Below are 16,909 nucleotides of genomic sequence, written 5' to 3' on the forward strand. Positions count from 1 at the left end.
TCATGAGCTTCATCGACGCGGAACTGTCACCTCAGCGCAAGAACGGCCAGATCAAGATCCATGGCCCGGAAGCGTTCGAAGGCATGCGGGCTGCCGGACGTCTGGCGGCGCAGGCTCTCGACCTGATGGCGGATGCCGTGCGCCCGGGCGTGACCACCGAGGCGATCGACAAGCTCGCCTTCGAGTTCGCGATGGACAACAAGGCCTATCCGGCCACGCTCTATTATCGCGGCTACCCCAAATCGAGCTGCATCTCGCTCAATCACGTCGTCTGCCACGGCATCCCCAACGACAAGCCGCTGCGCGACGGCGATATCCTGAACATCGACTACACCGTCGTCCTCGACGGCTGGCACGGCGATTCCAGCCGCATGTACACGGCGGGCGAGGTGTCGCGCCGGGCCGAGCGCCTGATCGAGGTCACCTACGAGGCGATGATGCGTGGCATCGAGGTGATCCGCCCCGGCGCCACCACCGGCGACATCGGCCATGCGATCCAGGTCTTCGCGGAGGGCGAGCGCTGCTCGGTGGTGCGCGACTTCTGCGGCCACGGTCTCGGCCGGCTGTTCCACGACGAGCCGAACATCCTGCATTACGGCCGCCGCGGCGAAGGAATCGTGCTCAAGCCCGGCATGTTCTTCACCGTGGAGCCGATGATCAATCTCGGCCGGCCGGACGTGAAGATTCTCAGCGACGGCTGGACGGCGGTCACCCGTGACCGGTCGCTCTCCGCCCAGTTCGAGCACTCCGTCGCCGTCACCGAAACGGGATACGAGATCTTCACGCTGTCGCCCGGCAAGCTCGACAAGCCCCCCTATGGCGACGCCGCCTGACGCCGGGAAGCGCCGGAAGGGTTCCACGGCTGCGCCGCTTCTCGAACTCGGCGAGGCGGCCATCTCCGCGCCGGAGCCGCATTTCCACGGCCACCGCGAGCGCCTGCGCGAGCGCTTCGCCGAAACCGGCGGCAGGCTCCCGGACTATGAGCTGCTCGAACTGATCCTGTTCCGCTCGATCCCGCGCCGGGACGTCAAGCCGCTCGCCAAGACGCTCATCGCCCGCTTCGGCTCGCTGGCCGAAGTGCTCGGCGCGCCGCTCGCCCGCCTCAAGGAGGTCGAGGGGATCAGCGACAACGTCGCGGGGGACCTCAAGATCATCGAGGCGGCCGGCCACCGGCTCGCCAAGGGGGATCTCGCCAAGCGCCCGGTGCTGAGTTCCTCGGCGAGCCTCATCGACTATTGCCGGAGCACCATGGCCTTCGCCGAGCGCGAGATCTTCCGCATCCTCTTTCTCGACACGCGCAACGGCCTGATCGCCGACGAAATCCAGCAGACCGGCACCGTCAATCACACGCCCGTCTACCCGCGCGAGATCGTCAAGCGGGCGCTCGAACTGTCGGCGACCGCGCTGATTCTCGTGCACAACCACCCCTCGGGAGATCCCTCCCCCTCCGCCGCCGACATCACGATGACGCGCACCATCGCCGATGTCGCCAAGCCGCTCGGCATCGTCCTGCACGACCATCTCATCATCGGCCGCAACGGCCATGCGAGCCTGCGCGGCCTGCAGCTGATCTGACCGCGTCAGGCAGAGCCGCCGACCGGCAGACTCGATGGGCGTGAAGCGAACGATCGCTCACTTTGCTGCCCCATTCGCCCGTCCAGCGCACCCCATCGCACCGGGAAGCCGCTTTATCGGGCTGATTTGCGGGACAAAGAGAGGCAATTTGCCTAGAAGAAAGGCAAATATCGCCACTTTTTCATTGCGGACGCCTCCATCGCACATTGATCCCTTGCCGGCCCCATCGAACTCCCTCAGAGTGTGCGCAGGCGGGAATCCGGAGGCATGTATGGTGGCGTTTGACGAGATGACCTTGAGCGACGGCACGATTCGACCTGCCTATGCCGATCTCGCCCACTGGCTCGCCACGACACCCAAGGAATTGCTGACGCACCGACGAAACGAGGCGGAACTCCTGTTCCGGCGCATCGGCATCACCTTCGCGGTCTATGGCGACAAGGACGGCGCCGAACGCCTCATTCCCTTCGACATCATTCCGCGCATTCTCGCGGCGAAGGAATGGGCATCGCTCAAGCGCGGCCTCGAGCAGCGCGTGCGCGCGCTCAACATGTATATCCGCGACGTCTACGGCAAGCGCGAGGTGGTGCGCGCCGGCGTCGTGCCGGAAGACCTCATCTTCAACAATCCTGCGTTCCGGCCGGAAATGGCCGGCCAGAGCGTGCCGCACGACGTCTACGTCCATATCGCCGGCATCGACATCGTGCGGATGGACGCCGACACCTTCTATGTCCTGGAAGACAATGCGCGCACTCCTTCGGGCGTCTCCTACATGCTGGAGAACCGCGAAGTGACGATGCGCCTCTTCCCCGAGGTGGTGGCGCGGCATCGCATCGCGCCGGTCGAGAACTACACCGACGAGTTGCTGGCGACGCTGCGCTCGATCGCCCCGCGCTCGGCCTCGTCGGAGCCGGTGGTCGTGCTGCTCACGCCGGGCATGTATAATTCGGCCTATTACGAGCATTCCTTCCTCGCCGACCGGCTCGGCATCGAGATCGTCGAAGGGCGCGATCTCTTCGTCCGCGACGAGATCGTCTATATGCGCACCACCGAGGGGCCGCGGCGCGTCGACGTGATCTATCGCCGCATCGACGACGAATTCCTCGACCCCCTCGTCTTCCGGCCCGATTCGGCACTCGGCGTCCCCGGGCTGATGACCGCCTATCTGGCCGGAAACGTCACGCTCACCAACGCGGTGGGCACCGGCGTCGCCGACGACAAGGCGGTCTACTCCTATATGCCGGAGATCGTGCGCTTCTTCCTCGGCGAGGAGCCGATCCTCCACAATGTGCCGACATGGCGCTGCAGGGAACCCGACGCCCTCGCCTATGTCGTCGATCACCTGTCGGACCTGGTGGTGAAGGAAGTGTCGGGATCGGGTGGCTACGGCATGCTGATCGGCCCGCACGCGACCAAGGAGCAGATCGCCGAATTCCGCACCCGGCTGGAGGCCCATCCCTTCAACTATATCGCCCAGCCGACGCTGGCCCTGTCGACATGCCCCTGCTATGTCGACGAGGGGCTGGCGCCGCGCCACGTCGACCTGCGCCCCTTCGTGCTCACGGGCTCGGACAAGATCCGCATCGTTCCGGGAGGCCTGACCCGCGTCGCATTGAAGGAGGGATCCCTGGTGGTCAATTCCAGCCAGGGCGGCGGCACGAAGGATACGTGGATCCTCGATCGATGACCCGCATCCCGCACGCCTGCCTCCCGCCTTCCATGCCTCTTCGGACTGACCACCATGCTTTCACGTACCGCCGATAATCTCTTCTGGCTGGCTCGCTACGTGGAACGGGCCGAATATCTCGCCCGCATTCTCGATGCCGCCTATCGGCTCTCCTCCCTGCCCGCATCCTATGGCGGCGTCACCACCGAATGGGAAAGCGCCGTGGAAACGGCGGGCTGCGGGCCGGCCTTTTCGGCCTGCTACGACGAAGCCAACGAACGCACCGTGATGGAATTCCTGGCGTTCTCGCCCGCCAACCCCTCCTCGATCCGCAATTGCTTCGAACTGGCGCGCTCCAACGCCCGCGGGATCCGGACGGCGCTGACGACCGAGATGTGGTCGACCATCAACGATGCCTGGCTGCAGCTCAAGAACTACGATCCCTCGCGCATGAGCCGCGAGGAGGTGTCGCGCTTCCTCGAATGGGTGAAGGGCGTCTCCTTGATGTTCGACGGCTCGGCCTACCGGACGATGCTGCGCAACGACGCCTATGCCTTCGCGCGAATCGGCCTCTTCCTGGAGCGGGCCGACAACACCGCCCGCATCCTCGACGTGAAATACCACGTTCTCCTCCCCCCTTCGGAAAGCGTTGGCGGCAGCCTCGATTATTTCCAGTGGACCGCGATCCTCAGGGCCGTTTCCGCGCTCACGGCCTATCACTGGGTCTACAAGGAGAGCCTCAAGCCGTGGCTGGTGGCCGACCTCCTGACGCTCAACCTGCAGATGCCGCGTTCGCTGGCGTCATGCTACGAGAATGTGAGCCATCATCTCGACGAACTCGCGCAGGTCTATGGCCGGCAGGGTCCCTCCCAGCGCCTTGCCCGGGTAACCCAGTCCCGCCTGCGCAATCTGAGCATCGAGGAGGTGTTCCAGTCCGGACTGCATGATTTCGTGACGGACTTCATCACCGACAACAACAATCTGAGCGCGGCGATTGCCGAACAATATCTCATCTGAGGCCGGCAAGGAGGCATGACATGCGCATCCGCGTCGCTCACGATACGCTCTATCGCTACGAGCGCCCCGCAAAATCGGTGATTCAGACCCTGCGGCTCACGCCGCGCTCGCATGACGGCCAGCATATCGTGCGCTGGCGCATCACTGTCGACCAGGACGTGCGGCTGTCCGAATCGGAGGATGCCTTCGGCAACGTCACCCATGTGTTCTCCGCCGCGGGCACCATCGAAGAGATGCATGTGCGGGTCGAGGGCGAAGTCGAGACCCATGACAGGGCGGGCGTGGTTCGCGGCGTGATCGAGCGCTTCCCCGTTTCGCTCTATCTGCGCGAGACTGCCCTCACCCAGGCGGACGAGGCGATCCGGGATTTCGCCCAGGCCGTCGCCGGCAATGAAGGCAGCCCTCTCGGGGCCGCCCATGCGCTGATGCAGGCCATCCACGAACGCGTCGCATTCGTCAGCGATCCCAAGCAGGCGGCCACGACCATCACCGAGGCGTTCGGCGCCGGACGGGGCATCTGCCAGGATATGGCCCACCTGTTCATCGCCTGCGCGCGCCAGCTCGGCATTCCCGCCCGCTATGTCAGCGGCCTGCTCTACCGCCCCGGCGGCGAAGAGGCGAGCGCCAATGCCAATCATGCCTGGGCGGAAGCCCATATCGACGGCCTCGGCTGGATCGGCTTCGACCCCTCGCTCGAGCTGTGTCCAATGGAGTGCCATATCCGCGTCGCCGCCGCGCTCGACTATCTCGGTGCGGCGCCGATGCGCGGGGCCTATTATGGCGGCGACGGCGAGAAGCTCGACGTCAAATTCGAGATCAGCGAAAGGTCGCCGCGATCGCAGGCCCAGCACCAGTCGCAGGGCTGACCGCCCTCGCGCAGCGCGCCTGCCGCAATTGCCGGTTTGCGCGCATGCCGTCTTGCTCTAAAGGGACGCCTTGGGGGTGGCCGGCGGCGCGAAGTCGCGGCGCCTGGTTTCGTGGCTTGCGCCGGGAGTGGAGTCGATGACCTATTGCGTCGGAATTTCGGTGCGTGACGGCCTCGTGATGATCGCGGATACGCGCACCAATGCGGGCATCGACAACATCGCCACCTTCCGCAAGCTCCATGTCTTCGAGGAGCCCGGCGAGCGCATCATGGCCATGTGCACCTCCGGCAATCTCTCGGTCAGCCAGGCCGTGCTGAACTACGTCCAGGAAGGCATGGAGAATACCGAGACGGGCGTCGTCGATACGCTGATGACGATGCCGAGCATGTTCAAGGCGGCGCAGCTCATCGGGCGCGCCATCCGCACGGTATATGAAACCGACGGCCGCAGCCTCGAGGAGCACAACAGCCGCTTCGATGTCGCCATCCTCTTCGGCGGCCAGATCCGGGGCGGCAAGATGCGGCTCTTCATGATCTATTCCGCCGGCAATTTCATTGAGGTGACCGCCGACACCCCCTATCTCCAGATCGGCGAGCACAAATATGGCAAGCCCATCCTCGACCGGGCGGTCAACTTCAACACGGATATTCCGGACGCTCTCAAGATCGGCCTGATCTCGATGGACTCGACCATGCGCTCCAATCTGGGCGTCGGCATGCCCATCGACATCATGGTCGCCCATCGCGACGCGCTGAAGGCCGACATCAACTACCGGATCGAGCCGGGGGAACCTTATTATCACGACCTGCGCGAGCGCTGGTCGGCCGCGCTGCGGGCGGCCCACATCGCCATCCCCCGCCCGCCCTATGCGACGGGCAAGAACGGCGTGCTCGATGCGGGCTGAGGCAAGCCATGCGACCGAAGCCTTGAAACGCGACATGGGCCTGCTCCCTTCCGCCGCGAAGAGGAAGGGAGCCCGGGGCTTCGGGCAACCCTCAAGGGTTTGACAAGATGCCGTCGTCGGTCTCCCAGCCGATCGCGCGCCGCAGGAAAGCGTGGCCGAGGGCGATGAAGGAAGCCCGCTCGCTGTTGTCCTTGCCGTAGCCGTGCCCGCCGGCCTCCGGCTCGTAGAAGGAAGCTTCATAGCCCAGATCCTGGAGCTTGGCCGCCATCTTGCGGGCATGGCCGGGATGGACACGGTCATCCCGGCGGGTGGTCGCGATCAGAATCGGCGGATAGGGGCGATCGGCTTCGGCGCGATGATAGGCCGAGATGTCGCGGAGGAACGCCCAGTCGGCCGGCCGGTCCGGATCGCCATATTCGTCGATCCAGCTGGCGCCGGCGAGGAGCTTCGAATAGCGGCGCATGTCGATCAACGGGATGGTGCAGAACAGGGCGCCGAAGCGTTCGGGATATCGCGTCAGCATGTTGGCGATCAGAAGACCCCCGTTCGAGCCGCCCTCGGCGGCGATTCGGCCGGGCCGCGTCACGCCGCGCTTGACCAGATCCCGGGCCACGGCCGCGAAGTCGTCATGGGAGAGCCGCTTGCCCTCCCGGCGCCCGGCATCGTGCCAGCGCGAGCCGAACTCACCGCCGCCACGAATATTGGCGATGACGCTGGTGCCGCCGCGTTCGAGCCACAGCTTGCCGACGGCCGAGCCGTAATGAGGCTCGACCGTGACACCGAAGCCGCCATAGCCGGTCATGTGAACGGGCGCCTCGCCGGTGACGGCGGCCGGCCCCACCTGGACATAGGGAATCGCCTCGCCGTCGATCGAGACGGCGCTGTGGCGGGTGACGACCAGCCCCGAGGCGTCGAACGACGCCGGGCTGCGTTTCAGCAGCATCGGCGCACGGGGCTCGGCGGCCCCTTCGGCGATGTCGAGCAGGAGAATCTGCGGCGGCGTGACCGGATCTTCCACGGCGACGAGAAGCTCGCCATTGCTCTCGCTTTCATCCTCGTCGAGCGACCACAGGCTGACGACGCCCTTCCCGGGCAGATTGTCGATCGGATGCCGCTCCCAGCCATGACCTTCCGGAAACGCCGGCTCGGCGGGGACAGCGATCTCGAAGACGGGTTCGAGATTGTCCATGACCGACAGGACCAGGCGTCCGGCATTCCAGAAGAAGGCCTTCAGCACCCGCCGCTCGCCCGGCTCGAACAGCGTCGCGAACCGACGCTCCCCGGCGAGGAAGGCGAACAAGGAGATGCCGAGCAGCGTGTCGGCCGCATGGGTCGCCCCGCCGACCGTCCATGCCTTGCGCGGCTTCACGGCCAGCCAATCGCCGAAGACGTTCCAGGCGGCATCGAGCGGCAGGTCGAGGCGCTGGCGGGGCCCGCTCCGGTCGCCGACCCAGCCGATCGTATCGAAAAAGGCCGGTTTTTCCAGAAACCAGAGCCTTTCGCCGCCGGCCGTCCGATCGACCTCCGCCCACACGCTCATCGCATCGGCCGTGGTCTCGAAGATCACCGGCGCCGCGAGCGGATCGGCGCCGCGCCGCCACAGGCGTATGGTGCGCGCATAGCCCGAGCGGGTCGCCATGCCTTCGCCGAGGCTGCTCGCCATCGCGACGGTATCCCGGTCGATCCATGCCAGGCCTCCCTTGGCCTCCGGCAGGACGAAGCCGCCGGCGACGAAGCGGCGCTCCTCCAGGTCGAACTCGCGATGCATGGCGGCATCGCTGCCGCCGCGCGACAGCCTCGCCAGGGCACGCTGTGGCCGGGCACCCGCCTCGACCGCGGCGCCCGCCCAGATCCAGTCCTCCCCCTCGGTGCAAGCGAGGGCATCGAGGTCGAGCAGCACTTCCCATTGCGGCTGCGCCTGGGCATAGGAGGCCAGGGTGGTGCGCCGCCACAGGCCGCGCGGATTCCCGGCATCCTTCCAGACATTGTAGACATGGCATCCGTGGCGGGTGACGAGCGGGATCCTGTCGGGCCGGTCGAGGATGGCGGCGAGGGTGTCGCGATCCTGTTCGAAGCCTGTGCCGCCGAAGCGCCGCAGGGTTGCCGCATTCTGGCGGGAGACCCAGGCGATGGCTTCGCTGCCCTCGACGGCCTCGAGCCAGAGGCGGGGGTCGTCGTCAGGGTCGGCGATGGTCGGACGGGAGTCGCGCTGCGTCATGGAATGTCTCGCATCGTGTCGTGTGGCGGCCACAATAGCCGCCTTTCGGCCGCCGGTGCCAAGCCCGGAGAGCCCGGGGAACGCGGGAGCGAATCGGAGCCTTCGGGTGGTTGCGGCAAAAGGCTGATCGACATTGACAAAGTATGGCGGTATTTGTTCGACGAATCGGAAGGAACAACCGGTTCCCGCCGCGATCGTGTTGCCGAAACCATCCGGTCGGCACCGCGATTCCGGTGCAGTTCAGCAACAATATCCGGAAAATAGCGCGCGTGATGCCGATTTCCGCGCGGCCTCGTTCTTCTGGCCGTGGATATCCGCATCGGGATGGAAATACCAAGCGCACCCTGCGGTACGAATTGTCGGACTTGAAGAATGAAAAGAATACTTCTCATCGCAGCTCTCGCCGTGGTGTCGGTCGCCCCTGCGACTGCCCGCAACAACAACAAGACGGAGGCGAGCCTCGCCAAGCTTGCGCCGTCGGACCGCTTCCAGCAGGTCTGCGACATCGCCCTCATGGAGAAGTTGCGCCACGAGAAGCGCGCCTACCGCCCAGACAGCGTCATCGCCTATGCGCTGGATGACCCGAGCATTTCAGGCGACACGCTGCACGGCGATGGCGGCGCCTTTCGCAGCCATGGCGTCTGGTATCAATATTCCTTCACCTGCGCCGCGACTCCCGACCGCATGCGCGTCCTCTCGCTGGAGTACACGGTCGGCGAGGCGGTCCCGAGGAACGAATGGGACGCGCACGGATTATCGATCCATTGATCGGCCGGACGCTTCGGCGAGGCGGTCCCGAGGAACGAATGGGACGCGCACGGATTATCGATCCATTGATCGGCCGGACGCTTTCGTCCTTCCCCTCGATCCGGCGCGTCAGGAGCGTCAGGAGCGTCAGAAGATCGCAAGCGCGCCCTGGAAGATGAGCCATCCGAGGCCGGCGGTGATCAGCAATCCGATGCCGGTGGCGACGTAGCCGGCAAGAATGATGGCGCCGTCGCGCTCGACCAGGCCAAGGCCGAGGATGCAGATGGGTATGCCGAGCGGCACGTTGCCGATGATGGGAATCGGCAGGAGCAAGGCGAGGCCGAGAATCAGGCCGACGATACCCACGATGCGCCGGGCGCGCGCATCGGCGAAAAGAGGCAGCCGCGGCTTGGCGAAGCGCTCGACCCAGCGGATCGACGGGTCGGCCTTCTTGACGATTCGTCGCAGGTCGACCCTGGAAAAGCTCCGCTTGGCGAGCCATTGCGGCAGCCAGAGATTATCGCGGCCCATGATCATCTGCGCAGCGATGAGCGCGATGATGATGCCGCAGATCACCGGAATTCCGGGCGGCATGGGGATGCAATTGGGAATGCCGAAGAGCAGGAAAAGGATGCCGAAGGCACGGTTGCGCATCGCGGCGGTGAGGTCGCCGAAATAGATTCGATCCTCCCCGTCCGCTGACGCTATCGCCGCAAGGAGTTCGGACGTTCGAGGGTTACGCGGTTCCAAAATTGGGCCAAACTCGAGGTATCATCGACCCGGCTTATAGCTGGGGTCTGCGACAATTTCGAGATGAATGAACGCTTTCTGCGGAGGAGGCCAATAAAATTGAACAAATCCTGTGCACCTGTTGTCGTTTTGCCGCAGTTTGGTGCTCGTCGACTCATGGCCGGGGCCGCTGCCGCAGCAGGGACGGGATGCGCCGGGAGCCGGCGCGACGATTGTCCGGAAAGTTTCCGGCTTCCGTCTTGACCGTCGAAAATCGGGGGTCCAGATTGAAATCGTTCTGACCTGCTTCATGAGAGTCCTCTGTCCGCCGGCGCGGAAATCACCGCCGGAGGAACGGAGGGCAACAGGTCGCGAACCGGTTTTGGAGGACCCCATGGCTTCCGTCTCACTTCTCGTCAACGGGCGAGACGTCACGGCTGATATCGATTCACGGACTTTGCTCGTCGATTTCCTACGCGAGCATCTGAGGCTCACCGGCACCCATGTCGGCTGCGATACGAGCCAATGCGGCGCCTGCGTCGTGCATATGGACGGGCGTGCCGTCAAGGCTTGCACGACCCTCGCCATCCAGGCCGATGGTACCTCGGTGACGACCATCGAAGGCCTTGCCGTAAACGGCCGGCTTCATCCCATGCAGGAAGCTTTCCGCGAAAATCACGGTCTGCAATGCGGCTTCTGCACGCCCGGCATGATCATGACCGCGGTCGACCTCGTCAACCGCAAGGGCGGCGACCTCGACGAGAGCACCATCCGCCATGAGCTCGAAGGCAATATCTGCCGCTGCACCGGCTACCACAACATCGTGAAGTCGATCGCTGCCGGCGCCAAGGCCATGACGCAGGATGATTCGGCGCTCCAGGCGGCCGAATAGGCCCCTATGCCTTCGCGTGATGCCCCGCATACGCCTTCGGCGGAAGTTCGTTCGCCGAAGAGAACAAGGCCGCCTTCGAAGCGGCTCCGTCCAGCATAATGGGAGAGAACGCCATGACCGCCACCGGCGTGGGCGCATCGGTGCGCCGTAAGGAAGACTTCCGCTTCATCACCGGAAAAGGCAATTACACCAGCGACATCAACCGCTTCGGCCAAGCCCACGCCTATTTCCTGCGCTCGCCGCATGCCCACGCCAAGATCGCGTCCATCGACACCTCCAAGGCGCGCAAGCTGCCGGGCGTGATCGAGATCCTCACCGGCGCGGATCTCGCCGAGGACAAGATTGGCGGGCTGATCTGCGGCTGGATGATCCACTCCAAGGACGGCACGCCGATGAAGGCGGGCGCACACCCCGCCCTGGCGCAGGGCAAGGTGCGCTATGTCGGCGACCACGTCGCCGTCGTTCTGGCCGAGACCCTGGCCCAGGCCAAGGACGGCGCCGAGGCGATCGAGGTCGCCTATGAGGTCCTGCCGGCCATCGCCGATACGGCGAAAACCCAGGCCGCCGGTGCGCCCCAGGTCCATGACGAAGCCGAGAACAACACCGTGTTCCAGTGGCATCTCGGCGAGCAGGCCCCCTGCGACGCCGCCTTCGCCGCCGCCAAGCACATCACCCGGCTCGACATCGTCAACAACCGCCTGATTCCCAATGCGATCGAGCCCCGCGCCGCGGTGGGCGAATATGACAGCGGCACCGAATCCTACACGCTCTACACGACCTCGCAGAACCCCCATGTCGCCCGCCTGGTGCTCTCCGCCTTCATCGGCATCGCTCCGGAGCATAAATTGCGGGTGATCGCGCCGGATGTCGGCGGCGGCTTCGGCTCGAAGATCTTCATCTATGCCGAGGAGACGGTATGCGTCTGGGCCGCCCGGCGCATCGGGCGGCCGGTCAAGTGGACGGGTGATCGCAGCGAGGCCTTCCTGGCCGACGCCCATGGCCGCGACCACGTCACCCACGCCGAGCTGGCCATCGACGCCAACAACAAGATCACCGGCCTGCGCGTCCATACCGTCGCCAATCTCGGCGCCTATCTGTCGACCTTCTCGTCGAGCGTGCCGACCTATCTCTATGCGCCCCTGCTCTCGGGCCAGTACGACATTCCCGCCATCTATGCCGAAGTCGACGGCGTCTACACCAATACGGCGCCGGTCGACGCCTATCGCGGTGCCGGACGGCCGGAGGCGACCTTCGTCGTCGAGCGGCTCGTCGAAGTGGCGGCCCGCGAGCTCAATCTCGACCCGGCGGTGTTCCGCAGGAACAATTTCGTGCGGGCCTTCCCGCACCAGACGCCCGTCATCATGGCCTATGATGCCGGGGACTACGACGCCTCGCTCGACAAGGCGATGGAGATGCACGACGTGAAGGGGTTCGCGGCGCGGCGCAGCGCCTCGGAACGCAACGGCAAGCTGCGCGGCCTCGGCTATTCGGCCTATATCGAGGCCTGCGGCATCGCGCCTTCCCAGGCCGTGGGCTCGCTCGGCGCAGGCGTCGGGCTGTGGGAATCGGCCGAGGTCCGCGTCAACCCGATCGGCACCGTCGAGGTGCTCACCGGCTCGCACAGCCACGGCCAGGGCCACGAGACGACCTTCGCCCAGCTCGTCTCCGATCGGCTCGGCATTCCCATCGATTCGGTCGCGGTGGTGCATGGCGATACCGACAAGGTGCAGTTCGGCATGGGCACCTACGGCTCGCGGTCGGGCGCCGTCGGCATGTCGGCGGTGTTCAAGGCGATCGACAAGATCATCGTCAAGGGCAAGAAGGTCGCCTCCTATGTGCTCGAAGCCTCCGAGGGCGACATCGAGTTCAAGGACGGCCGCTTCTCGGTCGCCGGCACCGACAAGGGTCTCGCCTTCGGCGAAGTGGCCCTCCAGGCCTATATCGCCCATAAATTCTCCGGCCAGGACCTCGAGCCGGGCCTGAAGGAAGGCGCCTTCTACGATCCCGTCAATTTCACCTTCCCGGCCGGCGTCCACATCTGCGAGGTCGAGATCGACCCGGAGACCGGCATCACCACCGTCGACCGGTGGACGGCGGTGGATGATTTCGGCGAGATCATCAATCCGATGATCGTCGAGGGCCAGGTCCATGGCGGCATCGGCCAGGGTGTCGGCCAGGCGCTGATGGAAGGGGCGTTCTACAATGGCGAAGGCCAGTTGCTGACGGCGTCCTTCATGGATTACTGCATGCCGCGCGCCGACAACCTGCCGTCCTTCAATGTCGGCATGACCAAGACGACCTGCCCGTCCAACCCGCTGGGCATCAAGGGCTGCGGCGAGGCCGGCGCGATCGCCGCCCCGCCGGCCGTCATGAATGCGATCACCGACGCGATCGGGATCGAGGATATCGCGATGCCTGCGACCCCGCAGGTCGTCTGGGACGCCGCCCGCCGCGCCGGCCGCCTGCGCAAGGCCGCGCAATGATCGAGGCGGGCATGCCTCTTGCATGCCCGTTTTTCAGTTTCGGCAGGAGCTCGCCCGAGCGCCTGCCTTCATCGGGAGATGAATGAACCATGTACCCCTTCACCTATCAGCGCCCCACCTCCATCCAGGACGCGGTCGCCGCCTTCGCCGCGGCCGAGGACGCCAAGCTGATCGCCGGCGGCCACACGCTGCTGCCGACCATGAAGCTGCGCCTCGCCAGCCCGGCCACGCTGATCGACCTCAACAAGGTCGAGGGCCTGTCCGGCATCGAGATCCAGGGCGACGACGTCGTGATCGGCGCCATGACGCGCCATGCCGACGTCGCGACCAGCGCGGCGGTGGGCGAGGCCATTCCGGCCCTGGCGGCGCTGGCCGGCCTGATCGGCGACCCGGCGGTGCGCTCGCGCGGCACCATCGGCGGCTCGATCGCCAACAACGACCCGGCCGCCGATTACCCGGCCGCGGCCCTGGCGCTCGGCGCCAGCATCATCACGGACCGGCGGACGATCGCGGCGGATGATTTCTTCACCGGGATGTTCGACACCGCCCTCGAAGAGGGCGAGATCGTCACCAAGGTCTCCTTCCCCATCCCGGGCCGGGCGGCTTATGAGAAATTCCGCAATCCGGCGTCGCGCTACGCGCTGGTCGGCGTCTTCGTCGCCGAAAAGGACGGTGCCGTACGCGTGGCAATCACCGGTGCCGGCTCGAACGGCGCGTTCCGCCACGCAGCGGCCGAGGAAGCGCTGTCGGGCCGCTTCGACGCCGCGGCTCTCGACGGCGTCACCGTGTCGGCCGACGAACTCAACGGCGATATCCATGCCAGCGCGGAATATCGTGCCCATCTGATCGGTGTGCTGACCCGCAGGGCCGTCGCCGCGGCACAGTGATCCCCACGTCGCGAAGGCGGCGGACATAGGCTCCCATGCGCCGGCCCCCCCTCCGAGGCCGGCGCGCGTCCGTGATGTCCGCCGCTTCCCTGCCGATACCCCGGCCCTGCCCCGCGCCGGCAGGCGGCGCCGTTCTTCCCGGCCAAGCCCCCCAGCCTACAGCGGGGCGGCTGCAAGCGCAGCACTCCGTTCCCCCCACGCCGAATCGCCCCCGTCCCGCCGGCGCACGCGCCCTGCCCCATTCGAGGGCCCTGCCGCGGCGTGACGGCGCCGACGCGCCGATCAGCCCGGTCCATGCGGCGACAGGACACAGTTCCGACCCGTCCGGCGCCGGTGCGGCGTGGTCGGGCTCCTTCGCAGCGCGGTTTCGCGCCTGGATCGCGCGATAAGGTTTTGCTACGCCCCGGCCAGACTTATCCTATAGTGGGCCGTGCACTCAGGAGATCATTTTGCCTTCTCTCCCCACCTCGATCGACGAGACCGCTTCGCTCCTCGCCAAGGCCGATTATGTCGCCGGACGCGATCTTTCCACCGTCCTGTTCCTGGCGCTGCGCATGGGTCGGCCGCTTTTCCTCGAAGGCGAGGCCGGGGTCGGCAAGACCGAGATCGCCAAGGTGCTGTCCGCCACGCTCGGCCGGCCGCTGATCCGCCTGCAATGCTATGAGGGGCTCGACATCGCATCCGCCGTCTATGAGTGGAACACCATGGCGCAGATGGTCGAGATCCGCTTGGCCGAGGCGACCGGGGACATCGATCGGGCAAGCCTCGGTTCGGACCTGTTCTCGGAGCGCTTTCTCATCGCCCGGCCGATCCTGGAGGCCGTGCGTCCACAGGTGGGCGGCGCCCCCATCCTGCTGATCGACGAGCTCGACCGCACGGACGAAGCCTTCGAGGCCTATCTGCTCGAAGTGCTTTCCGACTTCCAGGTCACCATACCCGAGTTCGGTACCATCAAGGCGGGCGAACCGCCCATCGTCATCATCACCTCGAACCGTACCCGCGAGATCCACGACGCCCTGAAGCGGCGCTGCCTCTATCATTGGGTCGATTATCCGAGCGCCGGCAACGAACTCGAAATCCTGCGCCGCAAGGTGCCGCATGTGCCGGAGAAGCTGTCGCGCGAGATCGTCGCCTTCGTCCAGGCCCTGCGCGGCGAGGACCTGTTCAAGGCGCCCGGCGTCGCCGAGACGCTGGACTGGGCGACCGCGCTCACCGAGCTCGACGCCGTCGCGCTCGATCCTGCCCTCGTCTCCGACACGCTCGGCGTGCTCCTCAAATACCAGGACGATATCGCGCGGCTGTCGGGCAGCGAGGCCAAGCGGATCATCGACAACGTCAGGGCGGGCGTCGATGCCGCCACCTGACGACCTCCAGCCGGGACGGCTCGCCGACAATATCGCCTATTTCGCCCGATGCCTGCGCGAGGTCGGCATGCCGATCGGCCCCGCCTCGGTGCTCGATGCCATCCGGGCCGTCGAGGCAGCGGGGCTGGGCGCCAGGGAGGATTTCTACTGGACGCTGCATTGCGTCTTCGTCACCCGGCACGAGCAATCGCTGCTGTTCCGCCAGGCCTTCGACCTGTTCTGGCGCAAGCGTGCCTTGACGGAGAAGCTGATCGCCATGATGTCGCCGGTGGCGGCGTCGCTGAAGGAGAAGGACAAGCCGAAGGCCGGTTCGCAACGCGTCAACGACGCCTTCTACAAGGAGCCTCCGCGCCAGCGGGAGGAGGAGCGGCTGGTCGAATTCGACGCCAAGCTGACGATGTCCGAACGCGAGGTCCTCAAGGACAAGGACTTCGCGCAGATGACGTCAGCCGAAATCGCCGCCGCCCAGCGCGAAATGGCGCGGCTGCGCTTGCCTTTCGACCAGGTGCGCACCCGCCGCCTCGTCGCCGGCGGCGACACCGTCATCGATCTGAGGCGCACCTTGCGGGCCAGCATGCGCAGCGGCGGCAACCTCATCGACATCGCCTGCCGCCGCCCGGGCCAAAAGCACCCGCCCATCGTCGCCCTGTGCGACATTTCGGGTTCGATGGCGGATTATTCACGGCTTTTCCTGCATTTCCTCCATGCGATCTCCGAGAAGGGCCGCCGGGTCCACGCCTTCGTGTTCGCGACGCGGCTGACCGACATCACCCGCGCCCTGCGCGCCCGCGATCCCGACGAGGCGCTGGAGCGCGCCGCCAGGGACGTGAAGGACTGGGACGGCGGCACGCGCATCTCCCATTGCCTCGAACGCTTCAACAAGGATTGGTCCCGGCGCGTGCTCGGCCAGGGCGCCCTGGTGCTGCTGATCACCGATGGGCTCGAACGGCAGGTCGACACCGTGCTCGCCCGCGAGCTCGACCGGCTGCACCGCTCCTGCCGGCGGCTGATCTGGCTCAATCCGCTCCTGCGCTTCGACGCGTTCGAGGCGCGGGCCGCCGGCATCAAGGCGATGCTGCCCCATGTTGACGAATTCAGGACGATCCACAATCTCAGGAGCATGGGCGATCTGGTGAAGGCACTGGATCGCAGCGCCGATGCCGCGGCCGATCCGCGGGCATGGCTCAGAAAGGCTGGATAGACATGATTCCCGCATCCCCCGACTCTCCCGGCGGATCCCTCGCATCCGACCAGGAAATCCTCCAGCGCGCCCAGGACTGGCGCGAGCAGGGCAAGGGCGTCGCGCTCGCCACCGTGGTCGAGACATGGGGCTCGGCCCCCCGCCCGACGGGCTCCAACCTAGTGATCGACGAGGACGGCAATTTCCTCGGCTCGGTCTCCGGCGGCTGCGTCGAAGGCGCGGTGGTGACCGAAGCGCTCGACGTCATCAGCGATGGCAAGCCGAAAATGCTCGAATTCGGCGTGGCCGACGAGACCGCGTGGCGGGTCGGCCTGTCCTGCGGCGGCACTATCCGCGTCTATGTCGAGAAACTGGACTGAA

General features: G+C 66.0%; 15 protein-coding genes. 13 read left to right on the forward strand and 2 right to left on the reverse strand.

Translation table 11 applies throughout. The annotated features are described in order from the left end of the window. The first annotated feature begins 2 nt into the window (after positions 1-2). From map to J3R73_RS18895, 6 genes are all read left to right on the forward strand, one after another. The gene (gene map, locus J3R73_RS18870) at positions 3-833 is read left to right on the forward strand and encodes a type I methionyl aminopeptidase (RefSeq protein WP_307430225.1); all 831 of its coding nucleotides are present in this window, start codon (positions 3-5) and stop codon (positions 831-833) included. Further along, a complete protein-coding gene (radC, locus tag J3R73_RS18875; protein WP_307430227.1) occupies positions 817-1,575 on the forward strand; it encodes a RadC family protein in 759 nt (252 codons plus the stop codon). Before map ends, radC begins: the two co-directional genes overlap by 17 nt. A gap of 271 nt (positions 1,576-1,846) precedes the next feature. Continuing rightward, positions 1,847-3,262 (forward strand): circularly permuted type 2 ATP-grasp protein, encoded by a 1,416-nt coding sequence (locus tag J3R73_RS18880; protein ID WP_307430230.1) that lies wholly within the window; start codon positions 1,847-1,849, stop codon positions 3,260-3,262. A 54-nt stretch (positions 3,263-3,316) separates the two neighbouring features. Next, positions 3,317-4,258: an alpha-E domain-containing protein gene (locus J3R73_RS18885; protein ID WP_307430233.1), complete on the forward strand. Its 942-nt coding sequence runs from the start codon at positions 3,317-3,319 to the stop codon at positions 4,256-4,258. A gap of 20 nt (positions 4,259-4,278) precedes the next feature. Beyond that, complete coding sequence (locus tag J3R73_RS18890; RefSeq protein ID WP_307430235.1) at positions 4,279-5,124, forward strand: transglutaminase family protein; 846 nt, start codon at positions 4,279-4,281, stop codon at positions 5,122-5,124. Positions 5,125-5,260: 136 nt separating this feature from the next. Next, complete coding sequence (locus J3R73_RS18895; RefSeq protein ID WP_307430237.1) at positions 5,261-6,028, forward strand: proteasome-type protease; 768 nt, start codon at positions 5,261-5,263, stop codon at positions 6,026-6,028. A 91-nt stretch (positions 6,029-6,119) separates the two neighbouring features. On the opposite strand, the gene J3R73_RS18900 is transcribed toward J3R73_RS18895, so the two are convergent. Further along, positions 6,120-8,246: a prolyl oligopeptidase family serine peptidase gene (locus J3R73_RS18900; protein WP_307430240.1), complete on the reverse strand. Its 2,127-nt coding sequence runs from the start codon at positions 8,244-8,246 to the stop codon at positions 6,120-6,122. A 372-nt stretch (positions 8,247-8,618) separates the two neighbouring features. Here J3R73_RS18900 and J3R73_RS18905 point away from each other — a divergent pair, with 372 nt between their 5' ends. Beyond that, positions 8,619-9,014, forward strand: a complete 396-nt coding sequence (locus J3R73_RS18905; RefSeq protein ID WP_307430243.1) for a DUF930 domain-containing protein — start codon at positions 8,619-8,621, stop codon at positions 9,012-9,014. Positions 9,015-9,140: 126 nt separating this feature from the next. On the opposite strand, the gene J3R73_RS18910 is transcribed toward J3R73_RS18905, so the two are convergent. Continuing rightward, on the reverse strand, positions 9,141-9,743 hold the full coding sequence (locus J3R73_RS18910) for an exopolysaccharide biosynthesis protein (protein ID WP_307430248.1): 603 nt from the start codon (positions 9,741-9,743) through the stop codon (positions 9,141-9,143). A 373-nt stretch (positions 9,744-10,116) separates the two neighbouring features. Here J3R73_RS18910 and J3R73_RS18915 point away from each other — a divergent pair, with 373 nt between their 5' ends. The 6 genes from J3R73_RS18915 to J3R73_RS18940 all read left to right on the forward strand — a co-directional run bounded on the left by J3R73_RS18915 (position 10,117) and on the right by J3R73_RS18940 (position 16,908). Beyond that, positions 10,117-10,614: a (2Fe-2S)-binding protein gene (locus J3R73_RS18915; protein WP_307430253.1), complete on the forward strand. Its 498-nt coding sequence runs from the start codon at positions 10,117-10,119 to the stop codon at positions 10,612-10,614. Positions 10,615-10,727: 113 nt separating this feature from the next. Continuing rightward, positions 10,728-13,097: a xanthine dehydrogenase family protein molybdopterin-binding subunit gene (locus J3R73_RS18920; protein WP_307430254.1), complete on the forward strand. Its 2,370-nt coding sequence runs from the start codon at positions 10,728-10,730 to the stop codon at positions 13,095-13,097. An 89-nt stretch (positions 13,098-13,186) separates the two neighbouring features. Further along, on the forward strand, positions 13,187-13,984 hold the full coding sequence (locus tag J3R73_RS18925) for an FAD binding domain-containing protein (RefSeq protein ID WP_307430257.1): 798 nt from the start codon (positions 13,187-13,189) through the stop codon (positions 13,982-13,984). Positions 13,985-14,433: 449 nt separating this feature from the next. Continuing rightward, on the forward strand, positions 14,434-15,348 hold the full coding sequence (locus tag J3R73_RS18930) for an AAA family ATPase (RefSeq protein ID WP_307430260.1): 915 nt from the start codon (positions 14,434-14,436) through the stop codon (positions 15,346-15,348). Next, positions 15,335-16,549 (forward strand): vWA domain-containing protein, encoded by a 1,215-nt coding sequence (locus J3R73_RS18935; protein WP_307430264.1) that lies wholly within the window; start codon positions 15,335-15,337, stop codon positions 16,547-16,549. The genes J3R73_RS18930 and J3R73_RS18935 overlap by 14 nt, the downstream gene beginning before the upstream one ends. 2 nt (positions 16,550-16,551) lie before the next feature. Next, a complete protein-coding gene (locus tag J3R73_RS18940) occupies positions 16,552-16,908 on the forward strand; it encodes an XdhC family protein (RefSeq protein ID WP_307430267.1) in 357 nt (118 codons plus the stop codon). Position 16,909: the final 1 nt, after the last annotated feature.

It is taken from the genome of Labrys monachus (genome assembly GCF_030814655.1).
GTDB lineage: Bacteria > Pseudomonadota > Alphaproteobacteria > Rhizobiales > Labraceae > Labrys > Labrys monacha.

Excerpts from the sequence above, each read along its gene's own strand:
- map (WP_307430225.1), top strand. The coding sequence starts at position 3 with ATGAGCTTCATCGACGCGGAACTGTCACCTCAGCGCAAGAACGGCCAG.
- radC (WP_307430227.1), top strand. The coding sequence starts at position 817 with ATGGCGACGCCGCCTGACGCCGGGAAGCGCCGGAAGGGTTCCACGGCT.
- J3R73_RS18880 (WP_307430230.1), top strand. The coding sequence starts at position 1,847 with ATGGTGGCGTTTGACGAGATGACCTTGAGCGACGGCACGATTCGACCT.
- J3R73_RS18885 (WP_307430233.1), top strand. The coding sequence starts at position 3,317 with ATGCTTTCACGTACCGCCGATAATCTCTTCTGGCTGGCTCGCTACGTG.
- J3R73_RS18890 (WP_307430235.1), top strand. The coding sequence starts at position 4,279 with ATGCGCATCCGCGTCGCTCACGATACGCTCTATCGCTACGAGCGCCCC.
- J3R73_RS18895 (WP_307430237.1), top strand. The coding sequence starts at position 5,261 with ATGACCTATTGCGTCGGAATTTCGGTGCGTGACGGCCTCGTGATGATC.
- J3R73_RS18900 (WP_307430240.1), bottom strand. The coding sequence starts at position 8,246 with ATGACGCAGCGCGACTCCCGTCCGACCATCGCCGACCCTGACGACGAC.
- J3R73_RS18905 (WP_307430243.1), top strand. The coding sequence starts at position 8,619 with ATGAAAAGAATACTTCTCATCGCAGCTCTCGCCGTGGTGTCGGTCGCC.
- J3R73_RS18915 (WP_307430253.1), top strand. The coding sequence starts at position 10,117 with ATGGCTTCCGTCTCACTTCTCGTCAACGGGCGAGACGTCACGGCTGAT.
- J3R73_RS18920 (WP_307430254.1), top strand. The coding sequence starts at position 10,728 with ATGACCGCCACCGGCGTGGGCGCATCGGTGCGCCGTAAGGAAGACTTC.
- J3R73_RS18925 (WP_307430257.1), top strand. The coding sequence starts at position 13,187 with ATGTACCCCTTCACCTATCAGCGCCCCACCTCCATCCAGGACGCGGTC.
- J3R73_RS18935 (WP_307430264.1), top strand. The coding sequence starts at position 15,335 with ATGCCGCCACCTGACGACCTCCAGCCGGGACGGCTCGCCGACAATATC.
- J3R73_RS18940 (WP_307430267.1), top strand. The coding sequence starts at position 16,552 with ATGATTCCCGCATCCCCCGACTCTCCCGGCGGATCCCTCGCATCCGAC.